At 70.8% G+C, this 19990-nt stretch carries 17 protein-coding genes; 5 read left to right on the forward strand and 12 right to left on the reverse strand.

Going from position 1 to position 19990, the window contains the following annotated elements; genetic code table 11:
- Window positions 1–2: 2 nt before the first annotated feature.
- The 7 genes from ACZ7EC_RS00240 to ACZ7EC_RS00270 all read right to left on the reverse strand — a co-directional run bounded on the left by ACZ7EC_RS00240 (window position 3) and on the right by ACZ7EC_RS00270 (window position 7215).
- Window positions 3–881, reverse strand: a complete 879-nt coding sequence (locus tag ACZ7EC_RS00240) for a universal stress protein (RefSeq protein WP_471055557.1) — start codon at window positions 879–881, stop codon at window positions 3–5.
- Between the two features lie 290 nt (window positions 882–1171).
- The gene (locus ACZ7EC_RS00245; protein WP_471055560.1) at window positions 1172–1645 is read right to left on the reverse strand and encodes a hydrogenase maturation protease; all 474 of its coding nucleotides are present in this window, start codon (window positions 1643–1645) and stop codon (window positions 1172–1174) included.
- A complete protein-coding gene (locus ACZ7EC_RS00250) occupies window positions 1642–2988 on the reverse strand; it encodes a Ni/Fe hydrogenase subunit alpha (protein WP_471055563.1) in 1347 nt (448 codons plus the stop codon). The genes ACZ7EC_RS00245 and ACZ7EC_RS00250 overlap by 4 nt, the downstream gene beginning before the upstream one ends.
- A 24-nt stretch (window positions 2989–3012) precedes the next feature.
- Complete coding sequence (locus tag ACZ7EC_RS00255; RefSeq protein ID WP_471055565.1) at window positions 3013–3864, reverse strand: NADH-quinone oxidoreductase subunit B family protein; 852 nt, start codon at window positions 3862–3864, stop codon at window positions 3013–3015.
- A 1-nt stretch (window position 3865) separates the two neighbouring features.
- A complete protein-coding gene (locus ACZ7EC_RS00260) occupies window positions 3866–4684 on the reverse strand; it encodes an FAD/NAD(P)-binding protein (RefSeq protein ID WP_471055567.1) in 819 nt (272 codons plus the stop codon).
- Window positions 4681–5865, reverse strand: a complete 1185-nt coding sequence (locus tag ACZ7EC_RS00265; RefSeq protein WP_471055569.1) for a 4Fe-4S dicluster domain-containing protein — start codon at window positions 5863–5865, stop codon at window positions 4681–4683. Before ACZ7EC_RS00265 ends, ACZ7EC_RS00260 begins: the two co-directional genes overlap by 4 nt.
- Window positions 5866–6537: 672 nt before the next feature.
- The gene (locus ACZ7EC_RS00270) at window positions 6538–7215 is read right to left on the reverse strand and encodes a CBS domain-containing protein (RefSeq protein ID WP_471055572.1); all 678 of its coding nucleotides are present in this window, start codon (window positions 7213–7215) and stop codon (window positions 6538–6540) included.
- 533 nt (window positions 7216–7748) lie between these two features.
- Between ACZ7EC_RS00270 and ACZ7EC_RS00275 the strand changes: the two genes are divergently transcribed.
- Complete coding sequence (locus ACZ7EC_RS00275) at window positions 7749–8624, forward strand: universal stress protein (protein ID WP_471055575.1); 876 nt, start codon at window positions 7749–7751, stop codon at window positions 8622–8624.
- A gap of 78 nt (window positions 8625–8702) precedes the next feature.
- Window positions 8703–11105 (forward strand): glycoside hydrolase family 65 protein, encoded by a 2403-nt coding sequence (locus ACZ7EC_RS00280; RefSeq protein ID WP_471055578.1) that lies wholly within the window; start codon window positions 8703–8705, stop codon window positions 11103–11105.
- 639 nt (window positions 11106–11744) lie between these two features.
- On the opposite strand, the gene ACZ7EC_RS00285 is transcribed toward ACZ7EC_RS00280, so the two are convergent.
- Complete coding sequence (locus ACZ7EC_RS00285; protein WP_471055581.1) at window positions 11745–12743, reverse strand: NADP-dependent oxidoreductase; 999 nt, start codon at window positions 12741–12743, stop codon at window positions 11745–11747.
- A 121-nt stretch (window positions 12744–12864) separates the two neighbouring features.
- Here ACZ7EC_RS00285 and ACZ7EC_RS00290 point away from each other — a divergent pair, with 121 nt between their 5' ends.
- Together ACZ7EC_RS00290 and ACZ7EC_RS00295 are read left to right on the forward strand one after the other, a co-directional pair.
- Window positions 12865–13740 carry a LysR family transcriptional regulator gene (locus ACZ7EC_RS00290; protein ID WP_471055584.1) on the forward strand — a complete coding sequence of 292 codons (876 nt, stop codon included), beginning with the start codon at window positions 12865–12867 and terminating at the stop codon, window positions 13738–13740.
- A gap of 334 nt (window positions 13741–14074) precedes the next feature.
- Window positions 14075–14542, forward strand: coding sequence for an SRPBCC family protein (locus ACZ7EC_RS00295; protein ID WP_471055587.1), 468 nt, complete (start codon window positions 14075–14077; stop codon window positions 14540–14542).
- Between the two features lie 688 nt (window positions 14543–15230).
- Here ACZ7EC_RS00295 and ACZ7EC_RS00300 read toward each other — a convergent pair.
- The 4 genes from ACZ7EC_RS00300 to ACZ7EC_RS00315 form a co-directional block, all read right to left on the reverse strand.
- Window positions 15231–15644, reverse strand: coding sequence for a hypothetical protein (locus ACZ7EC_RS00300; protein ID WP_471055590.1), 414 nt, complete (start codon window positions 15642–15644; stop codon window positions 15231–15233).
- 1852 nt (window positions 15645–17496) lie between these two features.
- Window positions 17497–17703, reverse strand: coding sequence for a hypothetical protein (locus ACZ7EC_RS00305; protein WP_471055593.1), 207 nt, complete (start codon window positions 17701–17703; stop codon window positions 17497–17499).
- Between the two features lie 18 nt (window positions 17704–17721).
- Entirely contained in the window at window positions 17722–18474 is a 753-nt protein-coding gene (locus tag ACZ7EC_RS00310; RefSeq protein WP_471055596.1) for an alpha/beta fold hydrolase, read from the reverse strand.
- Window positions 18474–18842, reverse strand: coding sequence for a DUF1330 domain-containing protein (locus tag ACZ7EC_RS00315; protein WP_471055598.1), 369 nt, complete (start codon window positions 18840–18842; stop codon window positions 18474–18476). The genes ACZ7EC_RS00310 and ACZ7EC_RS00315 overlap by 1 nt, the downstream gene beginning before the upstream one ends.
- Window positions 18843–18947: 105 nt before the next feature.
- Here ACZ7EC_RS00315 and ACZ7EC_RS00320 point away from each other — a divergent pair, with 105 nt between their 5' ends.
- The gene (locus ACZ7EC_RS00320) at window positions 18948–19550 is read left to right on the forward strand and encodes a TetR/AcrR family transcriptional regulator (protein ID WP_471055600.1); all 603 of its coding nucleotides are present in this window, start codon (window positions 18948–18950) and stop codon (window positions 19548–19550) included.
- The last annotated feature ends 440 nt before the right edge of the window (window positions 19551–19990 follow it).

Below are 19990 nucleotides of genomic sequence, written 5' to 3' on the forward strand. Positions count from 1 at the left end.
CTTCACTGCCGTGCGGGCACGACCGCGACCGGGCACTGGGCATGGTGCAGGAGTGCGTGGCTCACGCGGCCGAGCTGCAACCCGAAGGCGTTCGTTCGGCGCCGTGCCCCGACGATCACCAGATCGGCAGCAGCCGTCCGGTCCACGAGGATCTTGGCGGCCGGTCCTTCCGATATGGCCGGGCGCGTCCGGACATGCGGGTACTCGCCGATCGCGGCTTTGAGCCGAGCGTCGACGACAGCGGAGGCACGCTCCTCGCAGGTGTCCTCCGGCCCTCCCGCACGTGTCGGGTTGCCGTTCCTGTCGAAGGCGGGCCTGCGCCAGGCATGCACGACGTCCAGGACACAGCCGCGCACCTCGGCCTCCCGGAAGGCGTACCGGACGGCCTCGGTACTCGTGTCGTCGGCGTCGCCGATGCCCAGCAGGATCCGCTCGTGCGTGCCCGCGAGTCCCGCCGGATCGCCCCGGACCACGACCACCGGGCAGTGCGCCCGCGCCGACACGGCAAGACCGACCGACCCGAGCAGCAGTCCCTTGAGAGCGCCCCGGCCACGCGACCCCGTCACCAGCGTGTGGGCCTGCCCGCCCTCGCGAAGGAGCGCGGCCACCGCGTCCTCCGGGATGATGTCGGTGGTGACCTTGACATCCGGGTTGCGCCGTTCGGCGCGTTCGGCCGCCGAAGCCACGATGTGCTCGGCCAGCACCTGCTCGGAAGGGCGCACGGGACCCACCGAGGGAAGGCCTGCCTCATAGCGCTGCCACAGCGAGGCGTACACCAGCCTGAGTAGAACACCGTGGCGCACGGCCTCGTCCACGGCCCAGTCGACCGCCGTCAGACACGAGTCCGATCCGTCTACGCCCACCACCAGGGGAAGTGACATCTGCGCACCGCCTTTCAGGATCTGCCGTCTCGTGCGGCACAGTGGGGTGCAACTCCACGTTGGCACCGCGCTCCTGGCGTTTCGAGGGCAGATGGTCCTGCATCGGAGGACCTTCGGCCCAGCCCCGGCGGTTCTCGGGCGTCTCCGTGCGCACAGGGGGACGCTCACATCGTGTGCGACGAGTACCAGAACGATCACAGCGCCACGCCGATCTCCGCTCCCGACGGTCACCGGCGGCCTCACCCGCGAGGTCTCCGCGCCCACCTGCGCTGCTTCGGGAACACGCATCATCAGCAGTCGCGCTCGTAGGCCCGGCTCACCGTGGCGGCGACACGCCCGGTCAGCTCGGGGAGCGCCGACCGCACCGCTGGGCTCAGACCTGCGCCGAGTGCGACGTCGGCCACCTCCACACCGTGCACCACAAGCCTTGGCGGCAGCTGGTCGAGTGCCTCCGCCAGGGCGAGACACTCTCCCAGGCTGAAGGCGTGCGTGCTCGCCCTACCCAGGGCGTGGCCGACGGCCTCCGCCGATGTCAGCGTGTGCAGCTCACCCGGACGGGCCGGACTCGTACGGAGGGCTTCGACCAGGACCACGAGGTCCGCACCGCGCCACAGGTCCAGCATGCGTGCGGGTTCGCCGTCGCTGACCACGAGCTCGGTGCCGTCCGGGACGCGGCCACGGAGTGCTTCCACCGTCGCCGGGCCGATTCCGTCGTCTCCGCGCAGGAGGTTGCCCACCCCGATCACCACCACCCGGCGGCTCATCCGCGCTCCACCGTCAGGTCGAGGAAGTGCGCGGCACAGGAGATGCATGGGTCGTGGTTACGGATGGCTCGCTCGCACAGGTGAGTGAGTTCCTCGTCGTCGGCGCAGGGCCCGGCACGGTTCAGGCGCGCCTGAACCGCCCTGCGTACGTCCTCCTCGATGGCGGTCTGGTTCTGGGCCGTGGGCGGAACGATGCGGGCCTCGGTGATCGCGCCGTCCTCCGTGAGGGCGTAGCGGTGGTAGAGGAGGCCGCGGGGCGCCTCGGTGGCCCCTGCGCCGACGGCCTTGCGCGGCGGGACGTCGACGGCCGGCCGGGGAGGCTGTTCGTACGCTTCGATGACGCGCAGGGCCTCCTCGACGGCATGAACCACCTCCACGGCGCGTACGACGATGCTGCGGAAGGGGTTGTCGCAGAGGGTGCCGGTCGCCGGATCACCGAGGCCGGCTTCCCGAGCCGCCTCGGCGGCCACGCGATGCAACCACCGACCGTTGATCGCGTAGCGCGCCAGCGGGCCGGTGAGGAAGCGACGGCCGTCGAGCGTGGCCGTCAGGGCGGTGGAGTGCGGAACCTGCCCTTCTTGAATGTGGTGTTCGAAGTCCGAGAGGGCGAACTCGCGCAGCGCCGGGCTTCCGCTTTGGACGGTCATGACCGCCGGTGTTCCGGTGCCGATGGCATACCGGCCGGGGGAACGTAGCGCAAGCAGGTCGTGGTCGCACACGGCGTCGGGGAAGTCGAACGCCGCCACCCATCGGACCGTCTCCAGCGCGTCGTCTCGGGCTTGCCGCAGCCGCTCCGCCAGCGGACGGAGTTCGGCCGGTGCAGGTGTCCGGTAGAAGCCGCCGACCCGTACGTTGACGGGGTGGATCGGGCGCCCGCCGAGCTGTTCGAGGATCGCGTTGCCGGCCTGCTTGAGCCGCAAACCGCGTTCCACCGCGGCGCGTTGGTCACGGGCGAGTCCCACCATGTCCGCGTGCCCCAGGAAGTCCGGGGCGTGCAGCAGATAGATGTGCAGGGTGTGGCTCTCGATCCACTCGCCGCAGTACAGCAGGTGGCGCAGTTCCGCGAGGGCGCCGTCCACCGTGACACCACAGGCGTCCTCGATCGCCCGGCAGGCGCTCATCTGGTAGGCGACCGGACAGATGCCACAGATGCGGGAGGTGATGTCGGGAGGCTCGGTGTACGCCCGGCCGGTCAGGAGTGCCTCGAAGAAGCGCGGTGATTCGTAGATGCGCAGCCTCGTCTCGGCGACCGTGTCCCCCTCGACCCGTAAGTGGAGGGCTGCCTCGCCTTCGACCCTGGCCAGCGCGTCCAGCCGCAGGACGCGGGTTCCGCGATGGTTCATGCGAGCCTCTCCGGGCGTGGTCCGTCAGGCCGGCGGGCTATGCCGCTGCTCCTCGGCCGCGAGGTCGGGTACTGGGGCATATTCCGGCGACGCGGCGTTGAAGGTGTGGAAGACACGCTGGATGTCCCGCTCGCTCATCCCGTCGCGGCGCAACTGGGCCACCATCGAGCGCAGGTTGGGCTTGCTCGACGGTCCGAAGCAGCCGTAGCAGCCGCGTCCGTACGCGGGGCAGATGGCACCGCACCCGGCGTGCGTGACCGGGCCCAGACAGGGTGTGCCGTGGGCCACGGTGATGCAGGTGGTCCCGCGCCGCTTGCACTCGAAGCAGACGCTGTGGTTCGGGATCCGGGGTTTGCGGCCGGCCAGGAAGGCGTCGATGACTTCGAGGAGCTGGCGGCGGTCGATGGGGCATCCCCGCAGCTCGAGGTCGACCGGCACGTGGGCCGAGACCGGTGTCGAGGTCTCCAGGGTGGAGATGTACTCCGGCTGGGCGTAGACGGCGGAGAGGAAGTCGTCGACGTCGGCGAAGTTCCGCAGGGCCTGGATGCCGCCCGCGGTGGCGCAGGCCCCGATGGTGACCAGGTACCGGCTGATTCGACGGACGTGCTGTATCCGCTCGGCGTCCTCGGCGGAGGTGATCGACCCCTCGACCAGGGAAAGGTCGTACGGCCCCCGCCCCTCCAGGCGGGCACGCCCGCTGTCGGCGCCCTCGACCGGGGTCATCTCCAGGAAGTGCTCGATCCGGACGCGTTCGGCGAGACCGAGGAGTTCGTCCTCGCAGTCCAGAAGGGTCAGCTGACAGCCGTCGCAGGAGGCGAACTTCCACACGGCGAGCGTCGGCCGGGTGCGAATGACCGGACCGAGTTCGGTGACCATGTCACAACTCCCTCACGAGGAGCAGATCTGCCGCACGGTCGTAGCCGACGACCGGCCCGTCGCGGCACAGCAGGAGCGGGCCGAGCTGGCAGTGGCCGCAGTGGCCGGTGGCGCAGTGCATGTTCCGTTCCAAGGACATCTGGACGCGGTGGGGAGGCAGGCCGCGGACCACGAGCTCGCGTGCGGTGTGGCGCATCATCGCCTCGGGCCCGCACACCAGCGCGCAGGACCGTTCCGGGCGCAGAGCGAGGCGGTCCAGGAGCGTGGTGACCACGCCCACCGCACCCTGCCAGCCGGGGCCGGGCCGGTCGACGGCCACCTCCACCCGGGCCCGGCCGCGCCAGCTGTCGATCTCGTTCCGGTAGACCAGATCGGCAGGGGTACGGGTGCCGACGAGGACCGCGAGGCGACCGTACGCGGCCGGCCGGTCCAGGACGGCGTGGACGACCGGCCGCAAGGGCGCCAGCCCGATGCCTCCGGCGACCACCAGCACATCGTGACCCGCTGCCGCTTCGAGGTCCCAGCCGGTGCCGTAGGGCCCGCTGAGTCCGACGGTGTCGCCGGGGCGCAGCCGGTACAGCGCGGTCGAGACAGCACCCACCGCGCGCACAGTGTGCACGAGCCTCCCGTCCCGGCCGTGCAGGGCGCTCACGGAGATGGGTACGTGACCGACTCCGAAGGCGTAGATCATCGCGAACTGCCCCGGTGAGAAGGGCGCGAGTGTTTCCCCCGCCGGTACCAGCTCGATGGACCGGGTGTCGCCGGTCTCGTCCCAGGTGTCGGCGACCCGGTACGGCAGCGGAGGGGCCACCGTGGTCATGAGGGCTCCGCCGCGGGCGTCGGCTCCCCGGACCGTGTCCAGTCGTGCAGGGCGGCCGCTTCCTCGGTGATGTCGATGCCGACCGGACACCACACGATGCAGCGTCCGCAGCCCACACAGCCGGACGAACCGAACTGGTCGTACCAGGTGCCGAGTTTGTGGGTCATCCACTGCCGGTAGCGGCTGCGGGAGGAGGCGCGGACCGGACCGCCGTGCAGCTGGGAGAAGTCCAGGTCGAAGCAGGAGTCCCACAGCCGCCACCGCTCCGCGTGGTCGCCGGTGAGGTCGGTGACGTCCTCTGTGGTGGTGCAGAAGCAGGTGGGGCACACCATGGTGCAGTTGCCGCAGGTCAGGCACCGCCCGGCCACGTCGTCCCAGCGGGGCGCGTCGAGCGTTCCGGCCATCAGCTCCCGCAGGTCGGCCTCGGGCATGGTCCGGCCCATGCGCTCCGCCGCGGCCGTGACGCCGGCAAGGGCCGTCTGCCGGGTTCCCGGATCGGCCGGACGGGTGGGCAGCTCGGCCAGGATCTCCGCGCCCTCCTGGCTGCCGCTGCGGACCCAGAAGCGGTGCCCGCCGTCGTCGACGACTTCGGTCATCACGAGGTCGTAGCCGGGGCCGGCAGCCGGTCCGGTGCCCATGGAGACGCAGAAGCAGGTGGCGCCGGGCTCCGTGCACTCGACCACGATCAGCAGGGCCCCGGAACGCCTCCGCCCGTAACCCGAGTCCCGGTGTGCCCCACCGATCAGCACCCTGTCCTGGACGGCGATGGCCCTCAGATCGCAAGGGCGCACACCCAGGAAGGCGTAGCGAGGCGGCACGGCTTGGTCGGCCGTGAAAACCAGCTCGCCCTCCACTCGGTCGGCACTCCACTCCCGCACCCGCGCCGGGTGCAGGAAGGACTTCCACGACTGAGGGCCCGCCGCATGCGCGAAGGCCGCGCCGTCCTGCCGCTGCCGCAGTCGGTACCGCCCGGCCTCCAGCTCCACTCCCCACCCGTACGGCAACTCATCTGCCGACCGCAGCTCCGCCAGCACGATGGCGCCGTCCCGCACGGTGGGTCCGACCACGGCGAACCCGCGCCGGATCAGCACGTCCACGAGCTCGGCCAGGCCGTCCTTGCCCATGACGAGCCCATCGGGCTCGGGCGGCTGCGAGGCACGCACATCGGCGTCGGTGCTCATGACCGACCTCCTTCGACGCAGCACACGGTGCATGAAGCGCCACCGTCCCCTCAGACCCACGATCGCAGCATTCCGGGTACGCCGCCGCGCCGGGGAGGTGCCGAGCGGCCCGGAAGCGCGGCCGAAGGGCCCGCAGGTGACGCCGGCAGGCCAGGGCTCACCATGAACACACGAGACGCCTACCCCGAGGTCCGCGAACGCCTCGCCGCTCTCCGGCCGGGCCACGCCGACCGGACACCCCTGGGTACCGGCGGCCACGGGCTGTGCCGATCAGCGCGGGCCGCCGCGTTGATCGCCGGGCTCAGGCCGCGGGCGCGGGCTCGCCGGCGCGGCGTGGCAGCGGCAGGAGCGGTGCCGACCGGCCGCGGACGAGCGCCGGTGTCGGAGGACGCTCTGCGCGGCCTGCGGAAAGGTACCGCGAGCACCCGTTGAGCCGGCGCTTGATCGAGCAACCGGCGCGCCAGGCGCTGTGGGAGGCCGCGTCGACCGCAGGTCTCCTGACCGTGGGTGCGCTGCGGCTTGACCGTCCGGGTCTGCAACTCGGACCGGCTTCCAGGGCCGGTCGCCGTTACTTCGGAGACCTTCGGCCCCGTGACAGCCAGGACATGGTCGCCCCCCGGCCCGGCAGCGGTCGGACCGCCGGTCAGCCCGCCCTTGTGCAACCCAGCCGCCTCACCGGGATCCGGTAGGTGTGCCCCGGACGTCGTCCGTCCGGAACGCGATCTGCGCGGTGACCGAGACGACGCCGTCGACGCCCCGGCACAGCTGCTCGATGACGGGGATCAGACTCCTGTGCTCCACGGCGCCCGCAAGGGCGACCCGCCCGTCGCGCACCTCCGCGGTCACGTCCCTCGGTTCGAGCCCCAGGGTGCGCCGCAGAACGTCTCCGGTGATCTCCTCGCGGATGGCGTCGTCACGGCGCAGGAAGACCCGCAGCAGATCACTGCGGCTGACGATGCCCAGCAGCCGGTCGGTTTCGTCCACCACGGGCAGGCGTTTGACGTTCTGGATTTCCATGAGGCGGGCGGCCTCGACCACGGTCCACTCGGGTCGTGCGCACACCGCGGGAGCGGACATCAGTTCCTCGGCACGGGACCCCTCGGCCTTGGCCCGCTCCCAGGCCTCCAGATGCGGGATGGGGGTTCGGCCGGACGGGTCGGTCTGGTCCGCACTCTTGCGCAGCAGGTCGGCCTCGGACACCACTCCCATCGGACGGCCGAGCTCGTCCACCACGGGTACGGCGGTGACCTCGTTCTCCTCCAGCAGCCTGACGAGCTCCTTGAACGGCGTGTCAGGCCGTGCCCGGACAACGTTCCGGGACATGAGCTCCTCGACTGTTCGGTGATGCATGGTGCCTCCCGGGTGCGGGGCACCCACCTCACGGACACCAGGCCGCCCCGTGCGGCGGTGTGGCCCGCGTGGCAGGTTGGATACAGGACCATTCTGAGGAGAGGGGGGCGATCATGCGAACTCACCTCGGCGCCCGACGCGTCAGCGAGAGTCCGGCCACCGGCGGCGCCAGGCTCGACGGCGCGATCGGCGGACCGCACCACGACGACGGAACGCCCCCCCCCCGCGACGGCCCGCGTCCACGGCGTACAGGCCGACCGGGACGGGCCATGCCGGTGACATCGGCCGGCGGGCAGCCGTCGAACGCCGAAGGCGTGGGCTCAGCCGAGAAGTGACAACCGACCGCGCACGCACGGGGTGGCCGGGGAGCCCAGTCCGGCAGATGCCTCAAGCATCGCCATGACCTCACGGCTCTCCGACCGGTCGGAGAGCCACCGCGCCCCTGTCCCGATGGCGTGTCGCGGCGGCAGGCACGCGGTGCGACGGTATTCACAGGAGGAACTCGGCTGCCGGGTGAGAAGGCGGTGACGGCTATGGAACCCCCCTTGGTCGTGGGCGTCGACGGATCGGACTCCAGCCTGACAGCGATCGACTGGGCCGTGGACGAGGCGGCACGGCACGGTCTTCCCCTCCGGCTGGTCCACGCCTCCCTCTGGGAGGCATACGAGGGAGCGAAGCCGTCCTTGAGCGCCGACCGACCGGTCCAGGAGGTCGTGGCCGAGCACATCGTCGCGTCCTGCGTGGAGCGGGCCCGGCGACGCAATCCCCGAGTCAGGGTGTCCGGCAAAGCACTGCCGGAGGACGCCGTGTCGGCGCTGCTACGGACGGCTCCGGACGCATTCGCGCTGGTCACGGGAGCGCGTGGACGCGGCGAGATCGCCGGAATGCTGTTGGGGTCCGTCAGCCTCTCCGTCGCGGCCCGCGCCGTCTGCCCGGTCGTCGTCGTCCGGGGGGCGGAGGCAAACCGTCGGGGCGTCTTCGGTCACGTCGTGGTGGGAATCGGTGACGCGGCCGGTGGCGCTGGGGCAGTGCGGTTCGCCGTCCGAGAAGCCGAGGTGCGCGGCTGCACCCTGACGGCCGTACGAGCCTGGCGCAATCCGTCGCAAGAACCCGTGGACCACATGCTGATCGCTGACGACGCCGCCCGGCTGCGGGAGGAACAAGCTGCGACCGGCATCGAGGATGCTCTGCGTGAGGCGGTACGAGAGCACCCTCAGGTCGATGTCCGCCGCAAGGTGATCGAGGGCTCCACCCACCGGATCCTCCTCGGGGAAGCGGCCGAGGCGGACCTGATCGTCGTCGGCGCTCGGCGGCGGCACGGCCACTTCGGTCTGCAGCTCGGCAGGGTCGGCCACACCCTGCTGCACCACTCGGATTGCCCGGTCGCCGTCGTCCCCCAGCCTGTCTGAAGCCCACCGAGCCTGTCTGAGGCGCACCGCAGGCACGGAGGCGGGACACAGCCCGCGAGGGAGAGGGAGAGGTGGCGGATGTCGGAGTGGACCTGGGAGTGGACGGGATACGATCCCGCCGCCGAGCGCCTGCGTGAATCCCTCTGCACTCTGGGCAACGGCTACTTCGCAACACGGGGCGCGCTGCCGGAACACCGTGCCGGCCTGGTGCACTATCCAGGCACCTACGCGGCGGGGTGCTACAACCGCCTGGAGTCGACCGTGGCCGGGCGGCAGGTCGTGAACGAAGACTTGGTCAACCTCCCCAACTGGCTGTTCCTCCGGTACCGGGCGCGCCGCACCGGCGGGACGTGGAGCCCGTGGTTCTCCCCCGGCACGCACGCCCTCCTGGGCCACCGGCACACCCTGGACCTGCGCCGGGGCACACTCGCGCGGTCTTCCCGCCACCGCGACGACGACCTCGGTGTGCTCGGCGTCGAGCAGACCCGCCTGGTGCACATGGACGACCCGCACCTGGCCGCACTGCGGACGGTTCTCACGGCCGAGGACTGGTCCGGGCAGATCGAGATCGAAAGCTCTCTCGACGGCGATGTGATCAACGGCAATGTGCACCGCTATCGTGCACTCGACCACCACCATCTGAACCACGTGCGCACCGGTGCACAGGAGCCCTGCACCATCTGGTTGAGCTGCCGGACCCGCACGTCGGACATCGCCGTCACCCTGGCCGCCCGGACGACGATCCGCGCGGACGAGGCTCCGGCCTCTTCCGTGCTTCGGCCCGGCCGCCATCGCGCCGTCCACCGTCTGGTCGTTCCCGTCACTCGGGGTCGGCCCGTCACCGTGGACAAGACAGTCGCACTGCACACCTCGCGGGACACAGCGATCAGCGATCCCCTCGGCGAGGCCATCGACCGGGTGTCCGGGGCGGCGGACTTCCCGACCCTGCTCGACTCGCATGCCGCGGCCTGGGAGCGGCTGTGGCGACGCACGGACCTGCAGGTACCGGGCGAGGCCGGCCGCATCCTGCGCTTCCATCTCTTCCACATCCTGCAGACGCTGTCACCGCACACCGCGGAGCTGGATGTAGGCGTGCCTGCCCGGGGGCTGCACGGCGAGGCGTACCGGGGCCATGTGTTCTGGGACGAGGTCTTCGTCCTCCCCTATCTCAACCTGCACTTCCCGGAAGTGTCCCGCGCCCTGCTGAACTACCGCCACCGACGCCTCCCGCGGGCCTGCGCGGCGGCGGGAGCGGCCGGCAGGGCCGGGGCGATGTATCCGTGGCAGAGCGGAAGCAATGGGCGTGAGGAGTCACAGGAATGGCATCTCAACCCCGCCTCGGGTCGCTGGCTGCCGGACCACTCACGCCTCCAGCACCACGTGTGTTCGGCGATCGCCTACAACGTCTGGCAGTACTGCGAGGCCACCGGTGACATCGAGTACCTGCACACCAAAGGCGCGGAGATGCTGCTGCAGATCGCCCGCTTCTGGGCGGATCTGGCGGTCTTCGACCGGGACACGGGCCGCTACCGGATCAGCGGTGTCGTCGGCCCCGACGAGTACCACGACAGTTACGCCGGCGCCGCGAAGCCCGGTCTGGACGACAACGCCTACACCAACGTCACCGCCGCCTGGGTCCTCGCCCGCACCCTGGAGCTCGTGCGGCGCCTTCCTGCATGGCGGCGCGAGGAACTTTTCCAACGGGCCCGGCTGAGCACCGACGTACTGCCGGAGTGGGAGGACATCTCCAGACGCCTGCGGGTTCCCTTCCACCAGGGCGTCATCAGCCAGTTCGAAGGCTACGACGACCTCATCGAACTCGACTGGGAGGCCTATCGCGCCCGCTACGGCACCATCCGGCGGCTCGACCGCGTTCTCGAGGCCGAAGGCGACACGGTCAACCGCTACAAGGCGTCCAAGCAGGCCGATGTCCTCATGCTCGGCTACCTGTTCTCGCCCACGGACCTGCGCTCTCTGTTCCGGCGTCTCGGGTACCACTTGGACGACGAGATCTGGCGCAGAACCGTCGACTACTACCTCCAACGCACCAGTCACGGCTCGACCCTCAGCGAACTCGTACACGGCCTGGTCCTCGCCCGAGCCAGACGGGCCGACGCATGGCAGTACGTCCATGAAGCCCTGGAGGCGGACATCGCCGACATCCAGGGGGGCACCACGGGCGAAGGCATCCACCTCGGCGCCATGGCCGGAACCCTGGACCTGGTCCAGCGCGTCCTGACGGGGCTGGAGACACGCGAGGACACCCTCTGGCTGGACCCGGTGCCTCTCCCAGCACTGTCCGAGTACGGATTCTCGCTCCGCTACCGCGGTCACTGGGGCGTCGGCGTGCGCCGCCGAAGCGGACAACTGGAGATCGCGGTACCGGACTCGGAGGAGTCGGCGATCCGCGTGGTGCTGGCCGACCGAGCCGTGACCATCGCTCCGGGAGAGACGTGCACGCTCCTTGTGCCTACGGACTGAAGCTGCGGCGGCAGTATCCGGCGCGGCCACCTTACGGACCTGCCCTCACAGGTCGCTCTCCGATGGGTTGCGGGCCCCCTGGCTGACGGCGCGGTACAGGAGCGTCCCCGCGATCGCCGGGCCGGCCGGAGACCGTACAGCACAAGCAGTGCGGACAGGCTTGTCTCCACGATGCCGAGACTGCCCGGCTGTGCCAGTGCACAACGGTCCGACCGCCCGCAGTGGGACACTTCGTCGAGGCTGTCTGCGCGACCGGATGAACTCGGCGTGCTCGCGATCCCACCTCGTCCGCGTCCTCGGCCAACGCCGCGTACGGCACATCTGATCCCAGCCGTGGTGCCGCCATGTCGGAATCGACGAAACGCGCGATGCAGCCGCCGTCCGCTGGACGGAGGAATGTGGGCGACGCGGACGCCGATGCGCTTGCCGCGGAGCCATCCGCGCAGGTCGGCATCCCCCGAACCATGCGATGCCGAGCGGGACATCGACGCCGGACTCGACCGCCGCACCCGTCCCGCCCTCGTGGTCGGCGACGCGCAGCAGCTCCGCAGCGAGCGCCCGCAGCGACGAGCATCTGCGCCGGCGGGCGGCTGGGGCAGACGCATGGAGCGGTTCACATCGCCTGCCGGAGTTCGGCGATCAGGGAACCACCGTCAGCACGATCTTGCCTTGGATGTGTCCTTGTGCGGCCCGTTTGTGGGCGCTGGCCGCCTCGGGCAGCGGGTAGACGCTGTCCACCCCGACCCGCAGCACACCTTCCTCGAACAAGCGCCCGATCTCGGCGAGCTGGGAGCCGTTGGAGCGCACTTGGACGTTCGAGACCCTGATGCCCAGGCGTGCCGTCTCCTGCACGTCGTAGTGGGCGAAGAACACCGGAAGCATGGTGCCGCCGCGCTTGAGCACGGTCAGGAAGCGCGGGCCGTCCGGGCCGCCGACGGTGTCGATCACCAGATCGACGCCGCGGACCACGTCCGCGGCCTGCGTCGTGGTGTAGTCGATGAACTCATCGGCGCCGAGCTCGCGCAGGAACCGCTCGTGCCGGCTGGAGGCCACCGCGACGACGTGTGCTCCCTTCCACTTCGCCAGCTGCACAGCGAAGTGCCCGACTCCACCGGCGGCACCATTGACCAGCACGGTCATCCCCGGTGTGATCGGCACCGGCTGGTGCACCTGCCCGGTGAAAGGAGACGGCACCTCGTGGCCGAGATCGATGAGGTACTGCCACGCCGTGAGCACGGCCATCGGCGCCCCAGCCGCCTGCACGTGGTCGATGCCGGCCGGTTTGTGAGCCAGGTCCGAAGCCGGTGCCGCCACGTACTCGGCGTACGTCCGGCCGTCGAACCCCGGAAACCGCAGCATGCCGAAGACCTCGTCCCCGACGGTGAAGCCCCGTACGTCCGGAGCGACCGCCTGGACCACGCCCGACATATCCGTTCCAGGGGTCAGGGGGAACTCCAGCGCCGGCCTCATCCCGGCCGGCATGACCTTCATCCCCTCACGCAGGTACCAGTCCGGTGGGTTGATGCCCGCCGCATGCACCCGGACGAGCACCTCGCCCGAGCCGATCTCGGGAACCGGCACCTCGGCGTACCGCAGAACCTCCGGTCCGCCCGCTTCGTGGAACTGAATCGCCTTCATCACGCTGCCGCTTTCTCAGGGAAACCTTGCCCCTTCAGTCAAGCTCCGGGACGGTAAGGCCGTCCAAGACCCGTTCGGCAACCTGGTCATTCCGAAACGGCATGACACGTAGGCTCGAACGGTGAACGATCTCGGACAGGACCTGGAACTGCGGCTGGTGCGCTACTTCACCGTGGTGGCGACGCACCAGCACTTCGGCCGGGCCGCCGCCGAACTGCACGTGGCGCAGCCGGCCTTGAGCCGCCAGATCCAACGCCTCGAGAAACATCTCGGCTCACGGCTGCTCGACCGCACATCGCAGGGCACCCGGCTCACTGCGGCCGGCCAGGCGTTCCTCCCACGGGCCCAGGCCTTGCTCCGGGCTGCCCGCCAGGCCGAACTGGCCGTGCGTGAACTAGCCAGGACCGAACGGATCGTGATCGGCTACGTCGAGGACCTGGTGATCACCGCCGCCGTACGGGAACTGCGCCGCCGCCACCCGGACGCCGACATCACCACCAGGTACCTGAGTTGCCGTGATGTCGGGGCGCTGCCCGACAAGCGCGTCGATGCCCTGATCGCACGAGCCCCGCTGCCATTCGCCGGCGACGACGTGTCCACCGCCCCGCTGTACGAGGAGCCTCGGATGCTCGTGGTACCGCGCGGCCATCCCTTGGCCGGCCGCGCGTCGGTGACCGCGGAGGAACTGGCCGCCGAAGAGGCAGCGCCGTGCGCGTTCGGAACCGAGGAATGGACCTCCTACCGAATCCTCGGGGCCGGCGTACCGCCGATCGAGAGTTACGAGGACAAGCTCGAACTCGTCGCGAACGGCGAGGCGATCGCCGTGCTGCCGGTCGGCGATCGACGCAGCTCCCTGCGTCCCGAGCTCGTCACTGTCCCGATCGAGGGCGCTCCGTCCAGCCAAGTCGTCCTGGCGAGCCGCAGGGGTGACCCGAATCCGATGATCAGCGACCTCTTGCTTGCGGCCAAGACCGCCCTGACCGCCCCGGCAGCCTGACGGAATGCGTCGACCCGCTCGGCGCGTAACCGCACCGAGCGGTGTCCCCGCGCGCCGCGGTGTCGAGCGGCTCGGCCCGCTGCGTCAGGTGCCGGGTTGGGGCAGCGATCGGCAGCGGGCGGCGTGTAGGGATGCCACCCGCTACCAGGCCGGTGGAGCGATGCGGCCGCGTGATGAAGCGGGCACATTCCCGGACGATGACGCGTGACGGGCCGGCGACCGCCGCCCCAGCAGTGCCATGGCGGTCGATCCACTCGGTCCACGCAATGCCGGAGGGGAGAAGGCAGTGCCGCAGACGCCTTGGGCTGGCGGACCTCGATCCTAGAATCCGGCCATGAATAGGACAGACCGCGTCAGCCGGGTGATCGCGGCACCACCGGCGACCGTCTACGGAGCCCTCCTCGACCGGGAGGCCCTCGAGGTCTGGCTGCCGCCGGACGGCATGCGCGGTCGGGTCGAGCGGTGGGATCCCCGGCCTGGTGGCGGGTTCCGGATGGTCCTCACCTATCTCGACCCCGCCGACAGCCCTGGCAAGACGTCGGATGCGACGGATGTCGTCGAGGTCGGGTTCGCCGCCCTGGTGCCACCCGAGCGCGTGGTGCAGCGGGCGGTGTTCGAGGCTGACGACCCCTCGTACGCGGGCACGATGACGATGACTTGGCATTTCACTGCCGTCGGTGAGGGGACCGAGGTGACCGTCACCGCCACGGGCGTGCCACCCGGCATCAACCAAGCGGACCACGAGGCCGGGATCGCCTCCTCGCTGGCCAACCTGGCGTCCTACCTCGAAGTGGCCGACTGACTCGGTTCGGCTGCTTCGCCGGGTTCGACCACGCCGCCGGGGAAGGGTGACGGCGGAGTAGTTGCCAAGATCATGGAACTGGTGAGGTTGTACGGGCTGCGTGGGCTTCGGGTGTTCGACAAGGTGGCCGCGTTCGAAGCGGGCCCCGGCGCGGACGAGGGCGGCGAGGTGGGGTGCGTTCACGGCCGGTCAGCGCGCCGGCGGGAGCGGGGAGCCGAGCTGATCGCCGAACGCGCCCTCGAGATCGCGGCCTGGCACTCACCGCCGTCACGCCGTGCCTCGCGCCGAGTCGGGGCGGACCGGAGTAGGTGACGGCTGGCCGGGACGCCGGCTTCCTTCCGACGTGCACCGCCTCGGTCCCGTGCGGGTCGAGGGCGGCGTGATACCGCTGGGAGCGAGGGCGGCGGATGCCGTGCGGCCGGCGATCGTGAGGGCGGCGGCGGTACGGTCGTCGACGCCGTCGGGCGTGTGGTGAGTACCGGCGGTCATGATGCAGCCCATCGGGTTCAGGCCGGCCGCAGTGACCCGGTCTGCGGCGCGGGAACCTCGCGGACACGCAGGGCCGCTGGGCCGCTTTCCGACTCGACAGTCGCTCGTCGACGCGGTCCACCACGACCAGGTCGCCCGTCTGACGCCGTTCCCTGGCCGTCTGGCCCTTCACGACCAGGGACGTCGCTTCCTGGTCATGTCACCGGGGCCTGCGGCGCGGGTTGTGGGCGAGAAGCGGAACGGCCAGGAGGAACAGAGCGCCTTCGACGGCGAGACTGGCCAGTCCGAGCGGCTCGGTCCAGTTGCCGACGTCGTCCCGGTAGTGGGGCAGGCCCGGTCCTCGGGAGAGGAGGTAACCCAGTACGGGCCCGAGGGCGACCCCTGCCGCCAGCAGCCATCCCGCCCGGACACGACCGGCCAGGAGCAGCACCGCGGCGACCACGGCCGCGATCTCCAGGACGTGGTAGGCGATGCCGATGTAGTAGGGGTCCCTCGTGGCGGTGATGCCACCTTGGTCCACGACATGGACCCCGGCCACCACGAGGCAGAGCAGCGCTCCCGCCCACCTGGCCGCCCAGCCGCCCCCGGCCGCTTCCACAGTGTGGTCCGGCATGCGCTGGTGTCCCCTTTCCGTCCACACCGACGTGCCATGTCGCGGTCCGGGTCTTCTTGCCAAGGCATCCCCTGAGGCGACTCAGCTGACGCGTCCGCGTCCGTCCGGGGCGAGGCAACGATTCATACACTGGCGCACCGGTCGGCCGAGGGCAGCGGAACCGCGCTCTTGCTCATACACCCACGTCTACACCTCGAACCGTCACACCGCTCGTCGAGCTGCTGCACACGTGGAGCCTGGCGCCAGGCCGAGCGAGGGGGGACGACAGCGGGGACTTGGTCAGGTGCGACATGGAAGCAGCTCGTCCCAGCGCGCTGCGCGGGATCCGGTTCGGAAGGCGGCCGGCCGGTGGACAGGATAAGCGGTGAGCTGTGGCGGGAGCGCGGTGACTCGGCCGGGGGTGGTGCCGGCAATGGTGGCAATGGCGGCAATACGGTCGATGCCCACGCGGAAGTCCTCGTGGAGGGTCTCGGTGTCCTCACCCTGGGCGGCGTGCTCGGAACCACCGCCGGGCGGACGCAGTGGGAGCCGGGGCACCGCCGTCCGAACTCCTGGGGCGGTTCGGCCGGCATCCGCCCTTCCGGGCGAGCTCTGGGCCGAGCGCCTCGGCGTTCCCGCCCCACCGCCCGGCTCACCGGCCACTTGCCCCCTGGAGAATGACATCGAGTAGCCGCTGTGGCGCATCCGCGTGACGGCAGTGGGTCGGCGGAACGGGCGGAGGGCGCGGAGCGGATCGGGGGAACGCCCGCGTCGACGTGCCCGGCCGCAGCGGCCCGGCCGCAGCGGCCCGGCCGTGCAGTCGACGACGTCCGGCAGTGGAACATCGAGTTCCGGACCGAAGAGGCCGAGCGGGAGCTACTGAAGGTCTTGCAACAAAGGGCGGCCGCGCTTCTTTCGCCGTCCACAGACACACGTCCGGGACGATCTGCGGCGTGGTGTCAGCGCCGGCGCTTCGTACTGCCTCCAGGACCGCCACGAGGTCCCCGGTGGCGAGCGTCTCGACGGGGCACTGCCTGCATTCGCCGGTGCTCGCATGATGCTCGCTCAGCCAGGCGACCGACTGCTCACCCGGCCTGGGCCCCCCAGGTACTGCGCGGGGAAGGAGGTGGACGCGCGCCGGGCGTCGAAATCCAGCAGGTTGGGATCAGTGACGCTGCCGGGGCAGAACACCGCGCGGACGAGTACGTACGTGAACGTCTCGTCGTCGACGGCGTCGGCCAGCTGGTCGGCGTAGCCGGCGATGGTGCACTCGCCGTCGTCGCTCCACCCGATCGCGACGACTTCGCGCTGGACGGGAGCGGGGTACAGCCGGCCACCGGGGGTCGGGTGCCCCCACAGGTGATTGATGCCCCCGGCCAGGTCGGACAGTTCCCAGGCGGCCTCGACCGGGGTCGCCAGGTGGTACTCGCCGTGGGCAACGATGTTCCGCAGTGCCTTGAGAGCACGCTCGGCGTGCCGGTTTCGCTGCCCGCGGATCAGTCCCCGCCCTTGGCGTTCTGGAACTTCTCGAAGAACTCGGTATAGCTCTTCACGGTGATCGGGTGCACGCGCCCGGGGCGGCCTCGGCGGCTGCGCTCGCGCACCTCGCTTGCAGGCCCTGCGCGACCGGTTCGCCGTCTACTACGACAGCGCGAGAGGTCGCTGGCCGGTCGCCCGAGCCTGGTGCCGACTGTCTGGCCATGCACGGATGAACCTTTGTCCACCTGGACGGGGTCCTTCGGGATCGGCCCCGGCACCGCAAACGCGAACGGCGCTGCGCCCGTGAGGGGGCAGCGCCGTGATACCGGCCCAGGCTGAGTCAGGAGCAGGCGTCAGGTCTTCTCCCAGGCGGCACCGTCCGCGAAACGCAGCGTCAGAGTGAGCGCGCGAGCGCCTGCCCGCGGCGGCGCGGCTGGAGTGCGATGGACGACGAGGCCCAGGGGGCGGAGCGGACGGCGGCGCCGTCGTGGGTCTCGCGGGGGAAGGCGTGGTGTACGGCGGTGGAGGGCGGCAGGAGTCGGGGGGTGACGGGCCGGGGATCGACGCCGCGGACGCGGTCGGCGGCGCGGCGGCCGACCACCGCGCTGACGAACTACCGCTAGCGGATCGTCTCCCAGAACTCGGTCAGTGCCGCGGCGCCGGTGGCCGGGTCCTCGGTCATCCACCAGTGGCCCAAGCCCTCCAGGACCGCCGACCGTGCCCCCGCTCGGCCCGCCGACCGGCGGCGCTGCTCGTCGGTACCGACGACGCCGTCAGCCGTGGCCAGCACGGCCAAGCCCGGTCGCGCCGCTGCGCGCTCCAGCTCCACACCGAGACCGAGAGCGCCCGGCTCGGCGGCCGAGCGGTACAGAGCGAGCACCGCGCGGCCCATCGCCTCGTCCTGGCCCGCCGCGACGCGAGCCGCGACCTGTGCGCTCATCCCCCGCTCCGCAAGCGCCGCCGCACGCTCCTCGACCGTTCCACCGAATCGGGCTGCGACGTCCTTTTCGCCGGCTCCCGGCGTCTGCCAGCGGCGAGCCAACTCGTGCCACTCGTAGCCGGGGTCGTAGACCCCGAGCACGTCGCTGGCCCAACTGCGCACCAGGGCAGGCCGACTCAGCACCACATTCACGACGTGGGCACCGCCCCAGTCGTGGCCGACCAGGTCCACTGGCTCGCCGAACGCCATCAGTTCCTCGACCAACCAGTCACGGTAGTCCGCCTGTGTGGCGCCGAACCCGGCAGGCAGAGGCGCCCCGAAGCCGGGCGGGGACAGGCAGACCACATCGGAGCGGACGGCTGCCAGCTCGGCCAGCAGCGGCTCCCAGACCGCTGCGGTCTCGGGGTTGCCGTGGACGAAGACCGCCGGCATCAGAGCACGACCGGCGTAGTCGGCTGCAACACCGATTCCACCAGCGCCTCGCTGCGCAAGTGAGCGACCGCCTGGTACTCGGGGTCGCGGATCATGCCAGCGAACGCCTTCCGGTCCGGGTAGCGGACGAGCAAGACCATGTCCCAGGCCTGCCCATCTTCGGCGACCAACGCCCGTCCGCCGTTGCCCAGATACTCCACGCTCAGGCCGTAGCGCGCATTGATCGACTGGCCGAGGGCCTCGGCGTAGCGCTGGTAGCTCTCGCGGCCTCCGTCCGGGCGGAAGCGCAGCAGATTGAGCATCACGACCGGGCCGCCGGGGTCGTCGGCGAGGAGTGTGTCGAGTTCGCGTTCGTCGATTTCGATCACCGGGGGAACCTCCTGGAATCGGAGCCGGCTGCGGAGCCGGGCTACAACGGCCACACTACACATACTTGTTAGCTGACACGCAAGTTACTTTGCTAGACTCCGTGCATGACCACCACCCGTCGCACCCAGCAAGACCGCCGCGACCAGGCGGAGGCAGCCCTGCTGACGGCCGCGGCCGAGCTGGTCGTCGAGCAGGGCGTGCGCGCGCTGACCCTGGCCCGTATCGGGGAGCGCGCCGGTTACAGCCGCGGCATCGTCACCCATCACTTCGGCGGCAAGCAGGCACTCATCGAGCGGCTTGCGCGCGTCACGCAGACTGGGTTCGTGCCGGGCTTGGACGATCTTCCGGCCGGGCTCGACCGCCTGCTGCGGCTGATCGACGGCTACCTCGGTGAACTCGGCCGGACCAGCGTGTTCAACCAGGCCTTTCTGCTGCTGTGGGCCGAGGCCGCCACCCAACCCGAACTGGCCCGGATCTTCCGCGAGCGGGACGAGGCCTTCCGCGCCGACCTGCGCGAGGACATCGAAGCCGGCATCGCGGATGGTGCCGTCGACCCCGGCGCCGGGCCTGAGGAAGTCGCCGTCGCGATCGTCGGGCAACTCCGCGGGGTCGCCCTGCAGCGGCTGCTGGCCCCTGGATGCGTCGACGTCGAGCGGCTGCGCCGCAGCATCACCGACCACTGGCGTCAGGCCCTCAGCCCGGCGTGACCCGACCGCCAACCGTGACAGGAACGACTTCGTCAGTCCCGGCGGGGACGGCCGCAAGAGGCCGTCGGGCGCGGTCGGGCGGCATCGCGATCAGCTGCCCGGTTCGCTACGTGGTCGCCCGGATTCCCGCGGACGACGCCGACGCGCACCTCTGCGCTGCGTCGGCGGGTCGGGGCCGCCCGCTGCAGGAGCCCGCCCCGCGCAATGAGCTGACGCAGGCGCGGATCGCGGCGCGGATGTCCTAAAGCACTGTCGGCGTCGGAAGTGGCCACGTGGACTGGCACCGCCCACGACCTGGACCGTGCTCCAAATCCGGCCTCGGGGTGCCTCGGGAAGTGGAAGTGGGTGCCGGAGAAAGGAGGGGGAGGTGAGCTCAGCTACGCGGACTACCGCGGGACCATCGCCTCCGTGATCATCACGAGATACAGCCACGCGGCATA

The organism is Streptomyces sp. NPDC037203 (assembly GCF_055605065.1).

What these genes read in the sequence shown, in the direction of transcription:
- ACZ7EC_RS00240 (WP_471055557.1), bottom strand. Translation starts at nt 881, where the DNA reads ATGTCACTTCCCCTGGTGGTGGGCGTAGACGGATCGGACTCGTGTCTG.
- ACZ7EC_RS00245 (WP_471055560.1), bottom strand. Translation starts at nt 1,645, where the DNA reads ATGAGCCGCCGGGTGGTGGTGATCGGGGTGGGCAACCTCCTGCGCGGA.
- ACZ7EC_RS00250 (WP_471055563.1), bottom strand. Translation starts at nt 2,988, where the DNA reads ATGAACCATCGCGGAACCCGCGTCCTGCGGCTGGACGCGCTGGCCAGG.
- ACZ7EC_RS00255 (WP_471055565.1), bottom strand. Translation starts at nt 3,864, where the DNA reads ATGGTCACCGAACTCGGTCCGGTCATTCGCACCCGGCCGACGCTCGCC.
- ACZ7EC_RS00260 (WP_471055567.1), bottom strand. Translation starts at nt 4,684, where the DNA reads ATGACCACGGTGGCCCCTCCGCTGCCGTACCGGGTCGCCGACACCTGG.
- ACZ7EC_RS00265 (WP_471055569.1), bottom strand. Translation starts at nt 5,865, where the DNA reads ATGAGCACCGACGCCGATGTGCGTGCCTCGCAGCCGCCCGAGCCCGAT.
- ACZ7EC_RS00270 (WP_471055572.1), bottom strand. Translation starts at nt 7,215, where the DNA reads ATGCATCACCGAACAGTCGAGGAGCTCATGTCCCGGAACGTTGTCCGG.
- ACZ7EC_RS00275 (WP_471055575.1), top strand. Translation starts at nt 7,749, where the DNA reads ATGGAACCCCCCTTGGTCGTGGGCGTCGACGGATCGGACTCCAGCCTG.
- ACZ7EC_RS00280 (WP_471055578.1), top strand. Translation starts at nt 8,703, where the DNA reads ATGTCGGAGTGGACCTGGGAGTGGACGGGATACGATCCCGCCGCCGAG.
- ACZ7EC_RS00285 (WP_471055581.1), bottom strand. Translation starts at nt 12,743, where the DNA reads ATGAAGGCGATTCAGTTCCACGAAGCGGGCGGACCGGAGGTTCTGCGG.
- ACZ7EC_RS00295 (WP_471055587.1), top strand. Translation starts at nt 14,075, where the DNA reads ATGAATAGGACAGACCGCGTCAGCCGGGTGATCGCGGCACCACCGGCG.
- ACZ7EC_RS00300 (WP_471055590.1), bottom strand. Translation starts at nt 15,644, where the DNA reads ATGCCGGACCACACTGTGGAAGCGGCCGGGGGCGGCTGGGCGGCCAGG.
- ACZ7EC_RS00310 (WP_471055596.1), bottom strand. Translation starts at nt 18,474, where the DNA reads ATGCCGGCGGTCTTCGTCCACGGCAACCCCGAGACCGCAGCGGTCTGG.
- ACZ7EC_RS00320 (WP_471055600.1), top strand. Translation starts at nt 18,948, where the DNA reads ATGACCACCACCCGTCGCACCCAGCAAGACCGCCGCGACCAGGCGGAG.